The sequence below is a fragment of the Sulfuricaulis sp. genome (assembly GCF_024653915.1).
Classification (GTDB): domain Bacteria; phylum Pseudomonadota; class Gammaproteobacteria; order Acidiferrobacterales; family Sulfurifustaceae; genus Sulfuricaulis.
The window spans coordinates 42,548-58,437 of sequence record NZ_JANLGY010000024.1 but is presented as its reverse complement, the minus strand read 5'-3'; the positions used below and the strand labels follow the sequence as shown (position 1 = coordinate 58,437).

Genomic DNA, 15,890 nt, shown 5'->3' with positions numbered 1-15,890 from the left:
TTCACGCATGCGGCTCGAAAATCTAGGTCTGATCGGGAACTGCCAGTTTTCGGCGCTGGTCTCGCGCACCGGCGAAGTGGTGTGGTGCTGCCTGCCGCGTTTCGATTCCGAACCGGTGTTCTCGACGTTGCTGGATGAACAGAATGGCGGGCGATTCACGGTCGGCGCGCCCGATGGCGCGGAAGGCACGCAACGTTACCTCGGCAACACCAACGTGCTCGAAACCACGTTCCGCACTCCGAGTGGGTCGTTTCGTGTAATCGATTTCGCGCCGCGGCTGGTTCAGTACGAACGCATCACGCGTCCCACGCAACTGTACCGCATCGTCGAGCCGATCGAAGGAACACCGCAAGTGCGCGTGGTTTGCGAACCGCGCCTGGGCTGGTCGAAAGCGGCACCGCTGGTCCTGCCGGGATCGAATCACATTCGTTTCGAGGGCTTCGAAAGCCCGCTGCGGCTCACCACCGACATTCCCCCTTCCTATCTCGGCGGCCAACCCTTCGTGCTCACCGAACGGCGGCATCTGGTGCTCGCCTGGGGCGCGCCGGTCGAGGAAGCCCTGCCCGGCCTGTGCGAGCGTTTTCTGCACGACACGATGCGTTACTGGCAGAGGTGGATCAAGCGCTGCAACATTCCGCCGATGTACCAGAAAGAAGTTATCCGTTCCGCGCTCGCGCTCAAATTGCATTGTTTCGAGGACACCGGCGCCATCACCGCCTCCGTCACAACCTCCATTCCGGAAGCGCCGGGCAGCGGCCGGACGTGGGACTATCGTTACTGCTGGCTGCGCGACGCCTACTACGCCCTCGATGCCTTCCGCATGCTCGGCCACTTCGAGGAACGTGAGAGCTTCACCAATTTCTTGTTGAATGTCGCCGGTAACGATCCTGAACTCACGCTCAAGCCGATTTACCGCATTGACGGAACAACCGATCTGGAAGAACGCACCCTCGATCACTGGCCCGGATTCAACGGCGACGGACCGGTGCGCGTCGGCAATGCCGCGGCGTTGCAGACGCAACACGACATATTCGGCGAAATGGTGCTCGCGCTCGCTCCGGTCTTTCTCGACGAACGATTCAGCGCGGAGCGCTCACCGGCGTCGTATGCCCTGCTGGAACGTTTGGCCCGGAAAGCGATAGCCGTTGCCGGAACGCCCGACGCCGGCATCTGGGAATACCGGCTGGAACAGAAACCACGGACATTTTCCAGTCTCATGTCATGGGCCGCCGCCGACCGCATGGCCAATATCGCCGGGCGGCATTCACCGGCGCACGCGTCGGAGTTCCGCAACGCCGCCACGCACATTCACCGGCAGATCGTCGAGAACGCCTGGAACCCCGGGCTGGGCGCATTCGTCGCCACATACGGCGGCAATGACCTGGACGCCTCCTTGCTTGAAATGGCGAGCCTGCGATTTTTGCCGCATAACGACGAACGAATTCAAGGCACCCTGAACGCCATCTGGAAAAACCTTTCGCAGGACGGCTGGCTGCTGCGCTATCGCACCGACGACGGGTTCGGCCAACCCACCGTGGCGTTCATACTGTGCAGTTTCTGGCTCGTCGAAGCGCTCGCCACGGTCGGGCGGATTGGAGAGGCGCGAGAAGTCATGAACCATGTGCTCAGCGCCAGTTCGCCGCTCGGCCTGCTTTCGGAGGACTGCGAAACCGCGACCCGGCGGATGTGGGGCAATTTTCCCCAGGCCTATTCGCACATCGGCCTCATCCACGCCGCCTTCTCCGCTTCGCCGCGTTGGGCCGACATCCTTTGAACCCGGCCACTGCCGCCTTCGCAGACCGGCCGACAACAAAATTAAAGAATCTCTAATATTCTTAAACCGCCAAGGCGCCACGACGCCAAGTTTTGTCTATTGCGACCCAGGGTGCAGCTACACCCGTTCGGCGGCGCGAATGTCCGCTGAACATTCGCGAGAATCCCGCCCTTGGCGTCTTGGCGGTTCAAAATCAATTAAGGAAGCTCTGATTAATTCCGTTCGTGGTGAGCTTGTCGAACCACGAACGGACGAAACCCCAATCCGTCCAATCGCTTCCCGTTCACCCTTCGACAGGCTCAGGGCGAACGGGAGAATTAATCGGAGCTTCCTTAATCAGAACTTCCATAACAGTGGAATGGCTGGTATTAGCGGGCGTCGGTCGCCGGTAAGGTTGCGGACTGTTTGCAGGCGGAGATGAATTCGTGCACCGTGCGCATTACTTCGACGCAGTATGCCTGGTTGATGCGGTAGTAAACTTCCTTGCCGCGCTTCTCGCATACCAGCAATTCCGCATTGCGCAGGACTTTCAGGTGATGCGAGATGGCCGGGCGGCTGACCTTGAACAGGCGCGCGATGTGGTTGACGCAGATTTCCTCGCCGGGCTCGAATACCAATAGGATTTGCTGGCGGGTGGTGTCGCCAAGCGCGGAAAAGAAGCGGGAGAATCGCTCCCAGCTCTCGGGCAGGCGATCGGCGAACTCGGGGTTCATGTAACGTGGAACGACGGCATTTCGGAACCAGACCGGATATCAAACCAGGCTCAGCATAGCGCAATCGGCAAACGTGTCAAAATATTCGAACGCGATGAATTACTGATATATGACCAACCCAATCTATAGGTTAATTGAAAAATAAACTCGGCTGGCTTTCACGAACCAATAACGATGAATAATTACCTGACCCTGGCTGCCGGTGTTCTTTGCGCTGGAATTGGCGGCGAGCTTTTTGTCCGCGGCGTGGTGGGGATAGCCCGCTGGGCGCGAATCCCTGCCGGAATTATAGGCGCAACGGTGGCGGCGTTTGCCACGTCCAGCCCGGAACTCTCGGTTGCCATCACCGCCGCGATGGCTGGAGAACCGCAGATTTCTCTGGGCAACGCCTTGGGCGGCAATATCGTAAACGTTGCTTTAGTTCTCGGCATTACCCTGCTTATCTCGGGAATTCAATGCCCTCGTGACAGCCTGAAACGCGACTTTCCAGTCGCGCTGATTACTCCTTTGATCATCGGCATTCTGGCCCTCGACGGCGTGCTGTCACGGTTCGATGGGCTGCTGCTCCTGGGCATGTTCCTCACATGGATGGTCACCGTGATTGTCGAGGCACGTAAACAGAGAAGCGCCGCCGGGGAAATACTGGCTGAGCGACGCGGGTGGTTGGCAATTATTCTTTGCCTCGCTGGCCTGGTGTTTCTGATCGCTGCGGGCCACTTCATCGTCATCGGCGCAAAAGACATCGCTGCATCCTTCGGTCTCGGCGAATTTGTCATCGGGGCAACGGTCGTAGCGATCGGGACCTCTGTGCCGGAACTTGCAACGACGGTGGTTTCCAAAATACGCCGGCATGACGAAGTGGGGCTTGGAACAATACTAGGCAGCAATATCTTCAACGGTCTTTTTATCGTCGCCATTGCTGCGATCATTTCACCGATATCAATAGACTGGCGAGAGGTGGCAATAGTCTCGTTGTTTGGGATGGTAACCGTGGCACTTATCTGGCCAGTACGGAGCGGGCATATCGAACGCCGGCGTGGAGTACTTCTACTCGCCCTCTATACCGTCTATGTCGTGACAATTTTCCGGTCCTAGTCAACAGCGTCCGGAATCATCTATAGTTGGAACCGGCACACCAACCCACTTATGGCAATTGGCCATCCACTTGAATCATCCGACCGCTTCCGCCTGTCCCCGCTCGCTAGTCGTCTGCGCTGGCCAAGCTCCATATCTTGATTTAAAAAGACACATCGTCAATCGTCATTCATGACAATGCCCAACAATAAATTCGCTCATTCAAGAATTTTTGTCGGCCTGGCGCTGATTTTCATCGCAGGCAGCGAAGTGTGGGCAGCCTCGCCCGAAGCCGCGACGGCGGCCAATGCCTTTCTGTGGGTGGCGATAATGCTACTGCTCGCCAAGATTTCCGGCCTGATCGAAAAAATCGGCCAGGCGGCGGTCCTGGGCGAGCTGTTGATGGGTGTGCTGATCGGCAACCTGTACCTGCTGGGCATAGACGTCATCGAGCCGGCCAAGTCGAACGAGATCATCATCTTCCTGGCCGAGCTCGGTGTCGTCATCCTGTTGTTCCAGATCGGGCTCGAATCCGATATCGCGGCCATGCGTAAAGTCGGCGTGCCGGCGTTGCTGGTCGCCGTCATCGGCGTGGTGGCGCCCTTCGCGCTCGGGACCTACGTCATCGGCCCGTGGCTGTTGCCGGGGCTCTCCGCGAATTCCTATTTGTTCCTCGGCGCCACGCTCACGGCCACCTCTGTCGGCATCACGGCGCGCGTGTTCCGCGACCTCAATGTGCTGCATTCGCACGAGGCGCAGATCGTGCTGGGCGCGGCGGTGATCGACGACGTGCTCGGTCTGATCATCCTGGCGGTGGTTTCCGCCGTCGCCACCACGGGCGAGGTCGGCATTCTCGACATCGGCTGGATCACGCTCAAGGCCCTGCTCTTCCTCGTCGGCGCCCTCGTCATCGGCCAGCGCGTGGCCCCGCTGGCCAGCCACTGGCTGTCAAAAATCCACACCGGCAGCGGCATGAAATTTTCAATCCTGATCGCCTTCTGCCTGATCTTCGCCTGGCTGGCACACCTGATCGGCCTGGCGCCAATCATCGGCGCCTTCGCCGCAGGGCTGGTGCTTGACGAAGTGCAATTCCGCGACTTCGCCGAACCGGAACTGATTGCTGACATCCGCCGGGTTGCCGGCAATAACGAATCCGACACCGCGCAACGCGTGCGCGAGACGCTGGCGCGACACGAAAAACATAACCTCGAGGTGTTGATCGAACCTGTAGGTCACTTCTTCGTTCCGCTGTTTTTCATTTTCACTGGCATGCAGGTCAAGGTCGATGTATTTTTCAACCTGCACGTGCTCGTGCTGGCCGTGGTCATCACTGCGATCGCGTTAGCCGGAAAAATCGTGGCCGGCATCGCTGCCGGGCCGGTCAACAAATGGATTGTCGGATGGGGCATGGCGCCGCGCGGCGAGGTTGGGCTGATATTCGCCGTTACCGGCAAGGCCCTCGGGGTCGTCAGCGACGAGATCTTCTCGGTCATCGTCGCGGTGGTGATCCTCACGACGCTGATAACGCCGCCCATCCTCACGGTATTAATCCGACGCGCGGCGAAACACGGCAGGTAATGCGAACTCGCGCTCCCGCGATTACGATCTACTCCGATGCCCGCGCCGAATCTCCCTGACGACATCACCGAAATGGTCCACCGCGCGCTGGCGGAGGATGTCGGCACGGGTGATCTCACTGCGGCGCTCATTCCTGCTGACACGCAGTCCGAGGCGCAGCTGGTCACGCGCGTGCAGGCCATCCTCTGCGGTATGGCCTGGTTCGATGAAGTTTTCCATCAGGTGGACAAGCGTATCAGCGTCACCTGGAATGTCCGTGACGGCGACGCCATTCGCGCTGAACAAACACTTTGCACCCTGCATGGGCCGGCGCGCGCGCTGCTGACCGGCGAGCGCACGGCGCTCAATTTCCTGCAACTGCTCTCCGGCACCGCGACACAGACACGCCAATACGTTGACGCTTTGCGGGGAACGCGCGCAGTCATCCTCGATACGCGCAAAACCCTCCCCGGACTGCGGCGCGCGCAGAAATACGCGGTGGCCTGCGGCGGCGGACAGAATCACCGCATGGGTTTGTACGATGCCATTTTGATCAAGGAAAACCACATTGCCGCGGCAGGCTCGATCGCCTCCGCCTTGCGCTCGGCCAAGGCCTCCGCGCCGTCAGACGTGACCGTGGAAATCGAGGTGGAGAACCTCGCTCAGCTGCGCGATGCGCTCCAAGCCGGTGCCACGCGCATCCTGCTCGATAATTTCAGCGTCGAGGAATTGAGGACCGCCGTACAGGAAACACGTGGTCGCGCCAAGCTGGAGGCCTCGGGCGGCATTAATCTTTCCAATATCCGCGCTATCGCAGAAACCGGCGTGGACTTCATTTCCATCGGTGATATCACCAAAAATGTCGAGGCCGTGGACTTGTCCATGCGCTTTCGCCACCATGATTGAATCAAGGCAACCAAAAGGAAATCGAGTGCGCCACAAGCAAGTTGCCCTTATCGTGACGGTAGTCGCCGGCATCGCTGCCATGGTTTATCTAGTGGTACCACCACAATCCCATGTGCTCACGGAACCAACGCCGGCCTCACCAGCCACGAGCCTTACGACGGAAGAAGGACGCTACCTGTTCAACGTCACGCTGCACACACCGGAGGAAATCGCCGGCCTACTGACGCGCGCCGAGGAGCTGGCAAAAACCATGCGCGCTGATAACCGCCGCACCGGTATCGCGCTGGTGTTGCACGGCCCCGAAATTGAAATCTTCACCAGGAAAAATTACCAGCGATTTCAGAAAACGGTGGATCAGGCGGTGCGCCTCGATGCCGAAGGCATTATCGAGGTAAAAATGTGCCGGACTGAAATGAAAAATCTTGGTATCAAGGAAGAAGAAGTCCCGGCCTTTATCGAACTGGTTCCGTACGGCCCGGATGAAGAGGCGCGTCTGCGCCGCGGCGGTTACGTTTATCTGTGAGCGGCTGGTGCCGCGGTCAGAATCTCCGTCAGATAAGCGACCAGGCGATCGCGATACTCTTTTTTCTGAAACGCCTGAGTATGGCCGCCGCCCGGCACGACCCATAACTGTTTCGGTTCGCGCGCGAGTTCGAACAAGCGTTGCCCGTGATGCAGCGGCACGATGGGGTCCTGATCCCCGTGGATGATTAGCAGTGGGATGGGGCTGATATTCGCTACGGCCGTGGACGGATTGTATTCATCCGATACCGTCCACGAGAGCGGATACTGGAACGGCCACGTCAGCCAGAAGTCGGCGAGTTTTTCACGCGTGATCTGACGGTAACCGGAAAACGCGCTCTCCACCACCAGCGCGCGGATGTTCTCGCGGTAGGCGGTGTGCGCCACGCGATACACAGCAATGGCGCCACCGAGGCTTTGACCAAAAACCACGATGCGGCTGACATCCACGCCCGGCCGCGCGGTCAGCATTTTCAGCGCGCTCTCCACATCATCCTGCGCGCCGCCAAAGGTGGGCTTTCCCTCGGATGCGCCGTATCCCCGGTAATCCAGCAGGAACACGTTGAAACCTCTGGCCGGCAACCAGCGCACCGACATGATGTGGGTGCTGATGTTCTCGGCATTGCCGTGCAAAAACAGAATGGTCCCGAGCGCATTGCCCTGTGCGGGCAGAAACCAGCCATGCAGGCGCGTGCCGTCGCTCGCGTTGAAATACACGTCTTCATACACCAACCCCAGTTGCTTGGGTGTCTGAACATGCGCCTGATACGGAAAGAAAAAAACATTGCTACAGCCCAGAAGGCTGAGCGAGAAAAAACCGATGACCAGAAGACGTCGCATCAGAAATAAAAATGCACGGAGAGGTCCCCGCTGTTCCAGTAATCCTGGAATTCCTGTTTGCGTGACAGCCGCAGGCGCACCGCGCTCTGCCGCGTCAGCGCGTAGCGCTGCTCCAGCGCCAGCTCGCGTGACCAGTGATCGTCACCGAGGCCGTAACGCAACGAGCGCGCCTGCAGATTGAACCCCCAGCGCTCCGACACATTGGCCAGCAGGCCAATGGCGGGACCGGCGCCCAAAGTGTAATTGCTCTCAAAGCGCGAACCAGCGTCCAGCGCCGCCTCGATGAAGCCGTAGTAAACGGCATTGCCGCCGAACAGTCCCGGCGCACTGTAGGCCAGCCCGGACCCACCGTTGAACCGGAATACCAGCGGTTCGTCGCCGCCGGGAAAATGCTTGCGCGTCCAGCCAACATTGATCTTCCATGATATTGGATTGAAAAAATCGTTGCGCGGCGACAGCGAGACGATGTCCAGCGGCTTGAATTCTTCCAGACGCAGGCCATCTTCGCCCCGGTAGTGCCGCCAGCGCATGTCGAAAAACTGTATCTGCGCGCCGCGGGTATAACCGGCGTCCTGATCCAGCAGATCATGATAGGTCGGGCGCAGATGAATCTCCCCGAAACGGCGACCGTCCCGGCTTCCCGCCCCGATCCCGATGCGTGACGTCTTGTGACCCTCGTCCGGTCGAACCGACGGTACCGGCACCCCGGGTTTCTGCGGCGGAATCTTCAACTGACTGCGGGCCAACAATAGCTCGCGCATCCGTGTGACAGCATCGGGCGCTTTGTTGCGACCAGTGGCTGCTTCATATGACGCGTACTCATAGCCAAGTTCCAAAACCCTGGCATGATCCAGCGCGGGCAGTTCGCGTAGGCGATCATCGTTAGCATCGATTCGCTGTTGGGCCAAATCCTTGGCGAGTCTGCTCTGGTCCACCGGCATTTGCATCAGTCGTTGACGCATGATGCTGACGCTGGCGGGACGATAAACCACGCGCTTGAGCAGACCCGGCTGATCGGTCACGGCGCGCACGGTATCGGAGGGAATCGCCCACCAGCGGAACTGGTCCGTCAGCTGCAAACCCGGGCGGGCCACCTCCAGCAACGACAACAGATGGTAAGCGCAATTCTCGTCGAAAAAATAATAATCAAAGTGAGTCGGGCCCAGCTCCCACACGTGCATCAACAGGCGATCGATTTCTTCCGGCGTAAGCGTCAGCTGATATTCCCACACGTCGCGGTTTTCAATATCGCTGTACTCCCTGACCTTGAGGTAATAAGGCGTAATAGCGAAAACACCGGGATAACCTCCGAATAATCCCCGGACCGCAAAAATCAGGCCGCTGGTTTCATCCGTGCCGGCGGCATAGCTGATGGAATAGGCCAGCAAGCGCGTATGTTCGTCCTGATCCCTGGCATCGATACGCAGCAACGTATGACCGTACATCGAGGCCGGGTTGTTCAAGTAGGCAGCGGGAAAGACCAGCGTGATTTCGTGTGGATCGAGGCTGGCGCGCCACTGATAAAAACGCCTGCAAGGCTGCTTCGGCAGGCGCGCCGGATCGAATTGCAGTTCCTGCTTCAACCACCGGTAGCGCGCGATAAACCGGCACTGGGGATTTTGTGTCTTGTCGGTCTCCTCCGCGGTGGAGAAAAAAACGGCGAGCGTCGCCTCCAGTTCACCCGCCGCATCGGTCTTGCCATGGGGCGCATTGAAAAATTCGGGGTCGTCGGCAAGACTGCGGCTGCCCGGCCAATAGGGATAAGGCTTATAATGCAGCAAGTTGAGCCACTCGGCTCGCTGCGACAGGTTGGCCTGTCGGGCCCGTTGAATCAGTTCTTCCAGATAGGCATTGTCGGCCGCGAAGCCAGCAAGCGGCGACCATAAAAAAATGAACTGTAAAATCCAGCGCCCTGGCATGAGGTACCCGCAATCACGGGAGATATAAAAACGGCACCCAGCTTACAACAGCTGGGTGCCGCGGTGATACGACAGCTTGGTGATTTAGATCGACTGGGAATACTGAGCGAGTTCGCTGTCCGACGCCAACACCTGCTTCAGAGAGGCAAGCACCTGATCGGTGGATGAATTGTCGGTAGAGAAAATATGCGCAAAGTTATCCTTGGTGGTCTGGAAGAATGCTGCCTTGTGCTGATCCTCAACGCCGATCAGCTTGGCCAGTGACTCCAACGACTCACCACTGCCGGTGGACATGTCGCGCGCTAACTTTTCCTTGTTGCCATCGATAAACATCGCCGTCTTCCAGTTGGATTTCACGACGCCATCCTGCGTGCACCCTGAGGTACCGGAAGTAATGGCGAAAGTCTGGTTGCCCGAAGTGCCATTGGTGGTCGCCCCGAGAACCTGGGGAGCAATGCCGCGTTGACCATCGAACACTTTGCTGCCCCAACCGCATCCGATATTATTTTCCCCGGCCGCCATGGCACCGGTTGAGAACAATCCCGCTACAGCGACAGCCATGAGCTTCTTGTTCAGCATTAAGTAATCCTCCTGATATTAAAGGGATAAAGCATCCTAATTACTCAAACAACCATTTCATTTATATGCTCGGTTAATTAAAGAGTCAAGGATAATGCGGGAATTTCGGTGCTCACCGCAGCGCCCTAACCAAGGATCATCCACCAGACATAAGCAGAATTCAGATTAACCCGCTGAACCAGCATAATCTACGATAGCCGTAGAACAGATGAATATAACTACTGTGTCGTTGATATTGATTCTTTCCGATGCGCACCCGCCAAGTGTCAGATGAATCAATGCAGAGTGGAATGGGCCAGATATATTACAGCCACACCAAGCACGATCAGCGCAATCTGCTGCACCGTGGCGCTGAACTCGGGGCGCTTGTGCAGGCCGGGGATCAGGTCGGCGACCGCAATGTAGATGAAGCTCGACGCGGCAATGGCCAGCACATACGGCACCAGTTGGTTGGCGAGCGACAGGGAAAAATAGGCCACAACACCACCGACGATCGTGGTCAATCCGGTCAGGGCGTTGTACAGCAATGCCCGCGAACGGCTGTACCCGCTGTGCAGCAGAATGGCGAAGTCGCCAAGCTCCTGCGGGATCTCGTGGGCGATGACGGCGATGCTGGTGATGACGCCGAGGTGAATATCCGTCAGAAACGCCGCTCCGATCAGCACCCCGTCCACCATATTATGGATACCATCGCCGATCAGGATCATATTACCGGTCGCCGCGTGGCGCGCCCTGTCCACGTCCGGTACATGCGCTTCGGTCGCTCCCGACGTCCTGTCTCCCGCGACATTAGTGCTTCCATGCACGTCACAGCCATCGGTGTGGCAGTGGCGCCAAATCACCATCTTTTCGAGCAAGAAAAAAACCAGAATGCCACACAGAATCGTGAGCGTGACATGATGCGCATCCACCCCCGGTGATTCAAAGGCATGCGGCAGTATGGCGAGAAACGACGCGCCCAGCAGCGCGCCGATGGCAAAGCTCACCATCGGTGACAGCATGCGCGCGCGCATCGCCTCCGGCACCAGCAGAAAGGCGGCAGCCACGAAGACGCTCAGCACGCCGCCGAGAGCGGTAAAAACAATAATCCAGAGTATCAGGGAATCCATTATTGGAGATTGCCCGGCGAGAAAGCAGGCGTCATGGCTTAACGAGCATGCTTATCCAGCCAGATGAGCGAGGCCATGCGGCCGCAGGTACCATCCCGCCGGTGGGAATAAAACAGATTGCGCTCGCGCAGCGTGCAACGCAGACCGCCGAAGATCGCTTGCACGCCTTGTGAGCGCAGACGCAAGCGTGCAATATTATAAAGGTCGGCCAGCCAGTGTCCCGGACGATTGGGTATGGCAGTGAATGACTCGGACATCTCCTTGTCCTGACTGACAAACACTTTGCGCACGTCGTCACCCACCTCATAAGCCGATGGCCCGATGGCCGGCCCAAGCCAGGCCAGCAGATTCGCCGGGGGAATTTGAATTTTGCGCAATCCCTCCTCGATGACGCCCGCCGCCAAACCGCGCCAACCGGCATGCAGCACGCCGATACGCGTACTGCGCCGGTCGCACAGGAATACCGGCAGACAATCCGCCGTCAGTACTGCGCACACCACGCCACCCGTGCCGGTCACACAACCGTCCGCTTCCTCGCCGGGACCGGCGTCGAAGGCATCAATCACGCGACTGCTGTGCACCTGCGTGAGCCACCACGGCTCGGCCGGTAGCTTCTGCACATCGCGCAACAGGGCGCGGTTGCGCTTGACGTTGCCCGGCTCATCGCCCACCAGATTGCCCAAATTAAACGAGGCATAAGGGCCTACGCTGAAACCCCCGTTGCGCGTTGTCGTCAATGCCTTCACGTGCACTGGCGCCGGCCAGTCGGGGTAGATGAATTCGAGGGTATTGATCGTCGCCGCCATGGATTTATGGTTTCCTGCCAGCGGGTGATATTACAAGGGATGATCAGGTGTCGCTACCGGAGACATATTCGACATTTTAATCAGAATGCGCCTTGGCATCCATTGCCAGGGCCTCCATCAATTTACTCATATCCTCCGGTACTGACGTCGCCCACTGCACACGTTTCCCCGTCTCGGGATGAATCAACGACAGCTTCAGCGCATGCAGGGCCTGACGCTTGAAACCTCGCAATACATCTTTCAGTTTTTCGCTCGAACCAGCGGGGATTTTGAGCCGACCGCCGTACACGGGATCACCCACCACGGGATAATGCAAATGCGCCATGTGCACGCGGATCTGATGCGTGCGACCGGATTCGAGGTTGACCTGTACCAGCGTGTGTGCACGATATTTTTTCATGACGCGGTAATGGCTCACCGCGGGTTTGCCCTGACTGCTCACCGCCATGCGCGTGCGCTGAGTGCGATGGCGCCCGATTGGAGCCTCAATCGTTCCGCCGGCGACCATGACGCCATTCACGATGGCGAGGTATTCCCTCTCGACAGCATGCTCCTGCAGCTGTCCGATCAGGTTCTGGCGCGCGCTTTCGGTCTTCGCGACCACCAGCAAGCCCGAGGTATCCTTGTCGAGCCGGTGCACGATCCCGGCGCGGGGGAGTCTCGCGAGTTTCGGCGCGTGCGCGATCAGCGCGTTCAGCAGGGTGCCTTCCGGATTGCCCGCGCCGGGGTGCACCACCAAACCGGGCGGCTTGTTAATGACGAGGAGTTCATTGTCTTCATGCACAAACACCAGCGGAAGCGCCTGCGCCTTCCAGCCCGAATCCACTGGCGGCGGGACCATGATCTCTACCGCATCGCCCTCCTTCACCTTGTCGCGTTTGCGCGGGGCCCGGCCGTTGAGGGTAACGCGGCCATCTTCGATCCATTGTTGCAGTCGCGAGCGCGTGATGTCCTTGAACAGCGCCGATAACGCCTGATCGAGCCGTTGTCCGGTCAGCTCGGCCGGGATAGTTGCCGACAATCTGGATTCCTGGTTCATTCCTGCGGCTGGTCTTTTCGGCGAAGTGAAATCGGGTTAAGCTGGCGCGACTTTATACGTTGTATCGGGGTAAATCGAATGCGTCGTTTCATCAGGCCGCTGGCCGGCCTTTCCTTGTTGTTGATCGCCGGATGCGCCGGCATCACCGAAGACCCGACCAAGGACTGGTCGCCGGAGAAATTCTACACAGAGGCCAAGCAGAAGGTGGCGGACGAGGATTACGAGGCCGGCATAAAATATTTTGAAACCCTTGAAGCACGCTACCCTTACGGGCGCTATGCCGAACAGGCGCAACTGGAAATTGCCTACGCCAACTACAAATATGAGGAACCGGCGCTCGCCATCGCGGCCGCCGACCGTTTCATCCGCCTGCATCCGACGCACCCGAACGTGGATTATGCGTATTACCTCAAGGGGCTGGTGAACTTCCACGGCGAAAGGGGTCTGGTGAACTGGCTACTGGGCTCCAAGGACGATCTTTCCGACCGCGACCCCAAAGGCGCGCTGGATTCCTACAACGCCTTCAACGAAGTCGTGCAGCGCTTTCCCAACAGCCGCTACGCCGAGGATTCCCGGCAGCGCATGGCCTATCTGTTCGAGGCTCAGGCGAAGTATGAAACGCTGGTGGCGCGCTTCTATTACGAACGTTCGGCTTACGTCGCGGCCGTTAATCGCGCCAAATACGCGCTGGAAAATTATCCCCGCACGCCGTCGACGGAAGACGCCCTTGGCATCATGGCGTTGTCCTACAAGGCGATGGGGATGAACGATTTGCTGAAAGACACCCTGCGGATACTTGGCAAGAATTTCCCGAACAGCCGTTACCTCGCCGAGGTCGGCGCGCTGACAGCCAGCCGCTAGTCAACGGTGGTTAAATCGCTTCCGGCCCCTGCTCGCCGGTGCGGATGCGGATCACCTGCTCGACGAGTGTGACAAAAATCTTGCCGTCGCCAATCTTGCCGGTGCGCGCGGCACCGGTGATGGCCTCAATGCAGCGATCCAGCATTTTATCGTCCACCACCAATTCGACTTTTACCTTGGGCAGGAAATCCACCACGTACTCCGCACCGCGGTAGAGTTCGGTGTGCCCTTTCTGCCGGCCGAAACCTTTTACCTCGGTTACGGTCAGTCCGCTCACGCCGGCCTCGGACAAGGCCTCGCGCACGTCATCCAGCTTGAAAGGTTTGATGATGGCCTCGATTTTTTTCATTGTCGTAAACCTCGATTCGCATTGAACTAAAAGTTTTTAACCAAATGGAAACCAAAATCTTAAACCACGGGGAGCACGGGGAATAAAAAACACCTGAAAACAGAAAGACTATTTATACCCTTTATGCTTTTCCCCGTGTTCCCCGTGGTTCAGAATTTTTGCCGGTGATTCTATTAAATACCACTGGCCGGGCCGTTACCACCCGGCTTGTCCGGACCGTGGCTGCCGTAGCCTGAGGTAAGGGGATAGCGCCGGTCGCGCCCAAAGGCGCGCGGCGTGATACGCACACCAGGCGCCGCCTGCCGGCGCTTGTATTCATTGCGGTCCACCATGCGCAACACCTTGCGCACCGTGGCCTCGTCAAAACCCGCGGCAATAATGTCCTCCGCCGACTGATCCAGCTCGACATAGCGCTCGAGGATCGGATCCAGCACCGAATACGGCGGCAGCGAATCGGTGTCCTTCTGGTCCGGCGCCAGTTCCGCCGACGGCGGACGTTCGAACACGCGCCTGGGAATAACAGGTTTAATCTTATTTCGGTATTCCGCCAGGCGGTACACCAGTGTCTTGGGTACATCCTTGATGGCGGCAAAACCACCAGCCATGTCGCCGTAGAGCGTGGCGTAACCGACCGACATTTCGCTCTTGTTGCCGGTGGTCAGCACCATTTTGCCGGTCTTGTTCGAGATCGCCATGAGCAGCGTGCCGCGAATACGCGCCTGGATGTTTTCCTCGGTGGTATCAGGCGCCATGCCCTTGAATTCATCCTTGAGTGCCGCGCGAAACGATTCGAATAGATTTTCGATCGAGATGAAACTGTATTTTACGCCGAGCGACAAGGCTTGCATGCGCGCATCTTCCAGGCTCATCGACGACGTGAAGGGCGAAGCCATCATGACGGCCTCGACCCGTGAAGCGCCGATGGCATCGGCCGCCAAACACAGCGTCAGCGCCGAATCCACTCCACCGGACAGGCCAATGACGGCACCGCTGAACTTGTTCTTGGCGATGTAGTCGCGGATGCCCAGAACCAACGCAGAATAAACACTCTCCTCATCAGAAAGATCCGGCATGATCTGCGATTTGACCGGCTCGACGTGGTCTCCGGTATCGATCTCCACGAGATACAATCCCTCGACAAAAGCCGGGGCCCGCTGGGTCATTTCACCCCGCCCGTTGACGACAAAGGAGTCGCCATCGAACACCAGCTCATCCTGCCCACCCACCAGATTCAGATAAACAATGGGCACGCCATTGGCGCGCGCACGGCGGGCGACAATATCGAGACGTTCCCGCCCCTTTCTCCCGTGGAAGGGCGATGCATTGATATTCATCACAAGACGCGCGCCCGCGTTCACGGTCTGCTCCACTGGTCCGCGCTCCCAGATGTCCTCACAGATGGTGATACCCACCGGCGTGCCCTTGATATCCAGCACACAGGGATCGGTGCCGTCGGCAAAATAGCGTTTTTCGTCAAACACGCCGTAGTTGGGAAGGATGTGCTTGAAATAGGTCGACGCCACTTTGCCGCCACGCAGCAGCGAGGCGGCGTTGAACAACTTGCCATATTGCCGCTTGGGATAACCCACGATCACGTCGATGCCGGAAATATTCTTGAGCATCTCACCCAGCGCGAGCTCCACCCGTACGCTGAGATCGGGACGCAACAGCAAATCCTCGGGCGGATAACCGGTGAGCGCGAGCTCGGGAAACAGGACAAGATCGGCCTTGAGCTCGTCACGCGCGCGCTGGGCCGCGGCAATCATCTTCGCAGCATTCCCGCCAATATCACCCACCAGCAGGTTGAGCTGGCCAAGAGCAATGCGCAGGCGAGCGGTCATG

At 58.5% G+C, this 15,890-nt stretch carries 15 protein-coding genes; 6 read left to right on the top strand and 9 right to left on the bottom strand.

What is annotated here, in order from left to right:
• A partial coding sequence (locus NUV55_RS12350; RefSeq protein ID WP_296673428.1) for a glycoside hydrolase family 15 protein occupies nucleotides 1-1,774 on the top strand: 1,774 nt, incomplete at its 5' end.
• Nucleotides 1,775-2,142: 368 nt separating this feature from the next.
• On the opposite strand, the gene NUV55_RS12345 is transcribed toward NUV55_RS12350, so the two are convergent.
• Complete coding sequence (locus tag NUV55_RS12345) at nucleotides 2,143-2,487, bottom strand: helix-turn-helix transcriptional regulator (protein WP_296673427.1); 345 nt, start codon at nucleotides 2,485-2,487, stop codon at nucleotides 2,143-2,145.
• A gap of 174 nt (nucleotides 2,488-2,661) precedes the next feature.
• On the opposite strand from NUV55_RS12345, the gene NUV55_RS12340 reads away from it, so the two are divergent.
• The 4 genes from NUV55_RS12340 to NUV55_RS12325 all read left to right on the top strand — a co-directional run bounded on the left by NUV55_RS12340 (nucleotide 2,662) and on the right by NUV55_RS12325 (nucleotide 6,547).
• A complete protein-coding gene (locus NUV55_RS12340) occupies nucleotides 2,662-3,582 on the top strand; it encodes a calcium/sodium antiporter (RefSeq protein ID WP_296673425.1) in 921 nt (306 codons plus the stop codon).
• Nucleotides 3,583-3,759: 177 nt separating this feature from the next.
• Nucleotides 3,760-5,139 carry a cation:proton antiporter gene (locus NUV55_RS12335; protein ID WP_296673423.1) on the top strand — a complete coding sequence of 460 codons (1,380 nt, stop codon included), beginning with the start codon at nucleotides 3,760-3,762 and terminating at the stop codon, nucleotides 5,137-5,139.
• 36 nt (nucleotides 5,140-5,175) lie between these two features.
• Entirely contained in the window at nucleotides 5,176-6,024 is an 849-nt protein-coding gene (nadC, locus tag NUV55_RS12330) for a carboxylating nicotinate-nucleotide diphosphorylase (protein ID WP_296673422.1), read from the top strand.
• Nucleotides 6,025-6,049: 25 nt separating this feature from the next.
• Nucleotides 6,050-6,547, top strand: coding sequence for a DsrE family protein (locus NUV55_RS12325; protein WP_296673420.1), 498 nt, complete (start codon nucleotides 6,050-6,052; stop codon nucleotides 6,545-6,547).
• Here the strand turns inward: NUV55_RS12325 and NUV55_RS12320 are convergent.
• From NUV55_RS12320 to rluD, 6 genes are all read right to left on the bottom strand, one after another.
• Complete coding sequence (locus NUV55_RS12320; RefSeq protein ID WP_296673418.1) at nucleotides 6,538-7,386, bottom strand: alpha/beta hydrolase; 849 nt, start codon at nucleotides 7,384-7,386, stop codon at nucleotides 6,538-6,540. The two genes, NUV55_RS12325 and NUV55_RS12320, sit on opposite strands and share 10 nt — an antisense overlap.
• On the bottom strand, nucleotides 7,386-9,305 hold the full coding sequence (locus NUV55_RS12315) for a DUF4105 domain-containing protein (protein WP_296673416.1): 1,920 nt from the start codon (nucleotides 9,303-9,305) through the stop codon (nucleotides 7,386-7,388). Before NUV55_RS12315 ends, NUV55_RS12320 begins: the two co-directional genes overlap by 1 nt.
• A gap of 84 nt (nucleotides 9,306-9,389) precedes the next feature.
• Nucleotides 9,390-9,884, bottom strand: a complete 495-nt coding sequence (locus NUV55_RS12310) for a DUF3015 domain-containing protein (RefSeq protein WP_296673414.1) — start codon at nucleotides 9,882-9,884, stop codon at nucleotides 9,390-9,392.
• Nucleotides 9,885-10,159: 275 nt separating this feature from the next.
• Nucleotides 10,160-10,993 carry a ZIP family metal transporter gene (locus NUV55_RS12305; protein ID WP_296673412.1) on the bottom strand — a complete coding sequence of 278 codons (834 nt, stop codon included), beginning with the start codon at nucleotides 10,991-10,993 and terminating at the stop codon, nucleotides 10,160-10,162.
• A 38-nt stretch (nucleotides 10,994-11,031) separates the two neighbouring features.
• Nucleotides 11,032-11,799 (bottom strand): peptidoglycan editing factor PgeF, encoded by a 768-nt coding sequence (gene pgeF / locus NUV55_RS12300; RefSeq protein ID WP_296673410.1) that lies wholly within the window; start codon nucleotides 11,797-11,799, stop codon nucleotides 11,032-11,034.
• A 76-nt stretch (nucleotides 11,800-11,875) separates the two neighbouring features.
• Nucleotides 11,876-12,838 (bottom strand): 23S rRNA pseudouridine(1911/1915/1917) synthase RluD, encoded by a 963-nt coding sequence (gene rluD / locus NUV55_RS12295; RefSeq protein ID WP_296673409.1) that lies wholly within the window; start codon nucleotides 12,836-12,838, stop codon nucleotides 11,876-11,878.
• 78 nt (nucleotides 12,839-12,916) lie between these two features.
• Between rluD and NUV55_RS12290 the strand changes: the two genes are divergently transcribed.
• Complete coding sequence (locus NUV55_RS12290) at nucleotides 12,917-13,699, top strand: outer membrane protein assembly factor BamD (protein WP_296673407.1); 783 nt, start codon at nucleotides 12,917-12,919, stop codon at nucleotides 13,697-13,699.
• Nucleotides 13,700-13,709: 10 nt separating this feature from the next.
• Here the strand turns inward: NUV55_RS12290 and NUV55_RS12285 are convergent, their stop codons facing one another.
• On the bottom strand, nucleotides 13,710-14,048 hold the full coding sequence (locus tag NUV55_RS12285) for a P-II family nitrogen regulator (protein ID WP_296673405.1): 339 nt from the start codon (nucleotides 14,046-14,048) through the stop codon (nucleotides 13,710-13,712).
• Between the two features lie 173 nt (nucleotides 14,049-14,221).
• Nucleotides 14,222-15,889 (bottom strand): NAD+ synthase, encoded by a 1,668-nt coding sequence (locus tag NUV55_RS12280; protein ID WP_296673404.1) that lies wholly within the window; start codon nucleotides 15,887-15,889, stop codon nucleotides 14,222-14,224.
• Nucleotide 15,890 lies beyond the last annotated feature (1 nt).

What these genes read in the sequence shown, in the direction of transcription:
- pgeF (WP_296673410.1), bottom strand. Translation starts at nt 11,799, where the DNA reads ATGGCGGCGACGATCAATACCCTCGAATTCATCTACCCCGACTGGCCG.
- NUV55_RS12315 (WP_296673416.1), bottom strand. Translation starts at nt 9,305, where the DNA reads ATGCCAGGGCGCTGGATTTTACAGTTCATTTTTTTATGGTCGCCGCTT.
- NUV55_RS12345 (WP_296673427.1), bottom strand. Translation starts at nt 2,487, where the DNA reads ATGAACCCCGAGTTCGCCGATCGCCTGCCCGAGAGCTGGGAGCGATTC.
- NUV55_RS12280 (WP_296673404.1), bottom strand. Translation starts at nt 15,889, where the DNA reads ATGACCGCTCGCCTGCGCATTGCTCTTGGCCAGCTCAACCTGCTGGTG.
- rluD (WP_296673409.1), bottom strand. Translation starts at nt 12,838, where the DNA reads ATGAACCAGGAATCCAGATTGTCGGCAACTATCCCGGCCGAGCTGACC.
- NUV55_RS12290 (WP_296673407.1), top strand. Translation starts at nt 12,917, where the DNA reads ATGCGTCGTTTCATCAGGCCGCTGGCCGGCCTTTCCTTGTTGTTGATC.
- NUV55_RS12320 (WP_296673418.1), bottom strand. Translation starts at nt 7,386, where the DNA reads ATGCGACGTCTTCTGGTCATCGGTTTTTTCTCGCTCAGCCTTCTGGGC.
- NUV55_RS12305 (WP_296673412.1), bottom strand. Translation starts at nt 10,993, where the DNA reads ATGGATTCCCTGATACTCTGGATTATTGTTTTTACCGCTCTCGGCGGC.
- NUV55_RS12335 (WP_296673423.1), top strand. Translation starts at nt 3,760, where the DNA reads ATGCCCAACAATAAATTCGCTCATTCAAGAATTTTTGTCGGCCTGGCG.
- NUV55_RS12340 (WP_296673425.1), top strand. Translation starts at nt 2,662, where the DNA reads ATGAATAATTACCTGACCCTGGCTGCCGGTGTTCTTTGCGCTGGAATT.
- nadC (WP_296673422.1), top strand. Translation starts at nt 5,176, where the DNA reads ATGCCCGCGCCGAATCTCCCTGACGACATCACCGAAATGGTCCACCGC.
- NUV55_RS12310 (WP_296673414.1), bottom strand. Translation starts at nt 9,884, where the DNA reads ATGCTGAACAAGAAGCTCATGGCTGTCGCTGTAGCGGGATTGTTCTCA.
- NUV55_RS12285 (WP_296673405.1), bottom strand. Translation starts at nt 14,048, where the DNA reads ATGAAAAAAATCGAGGCCATCATCAAACCTTTCAAGCTGGATGACGTG.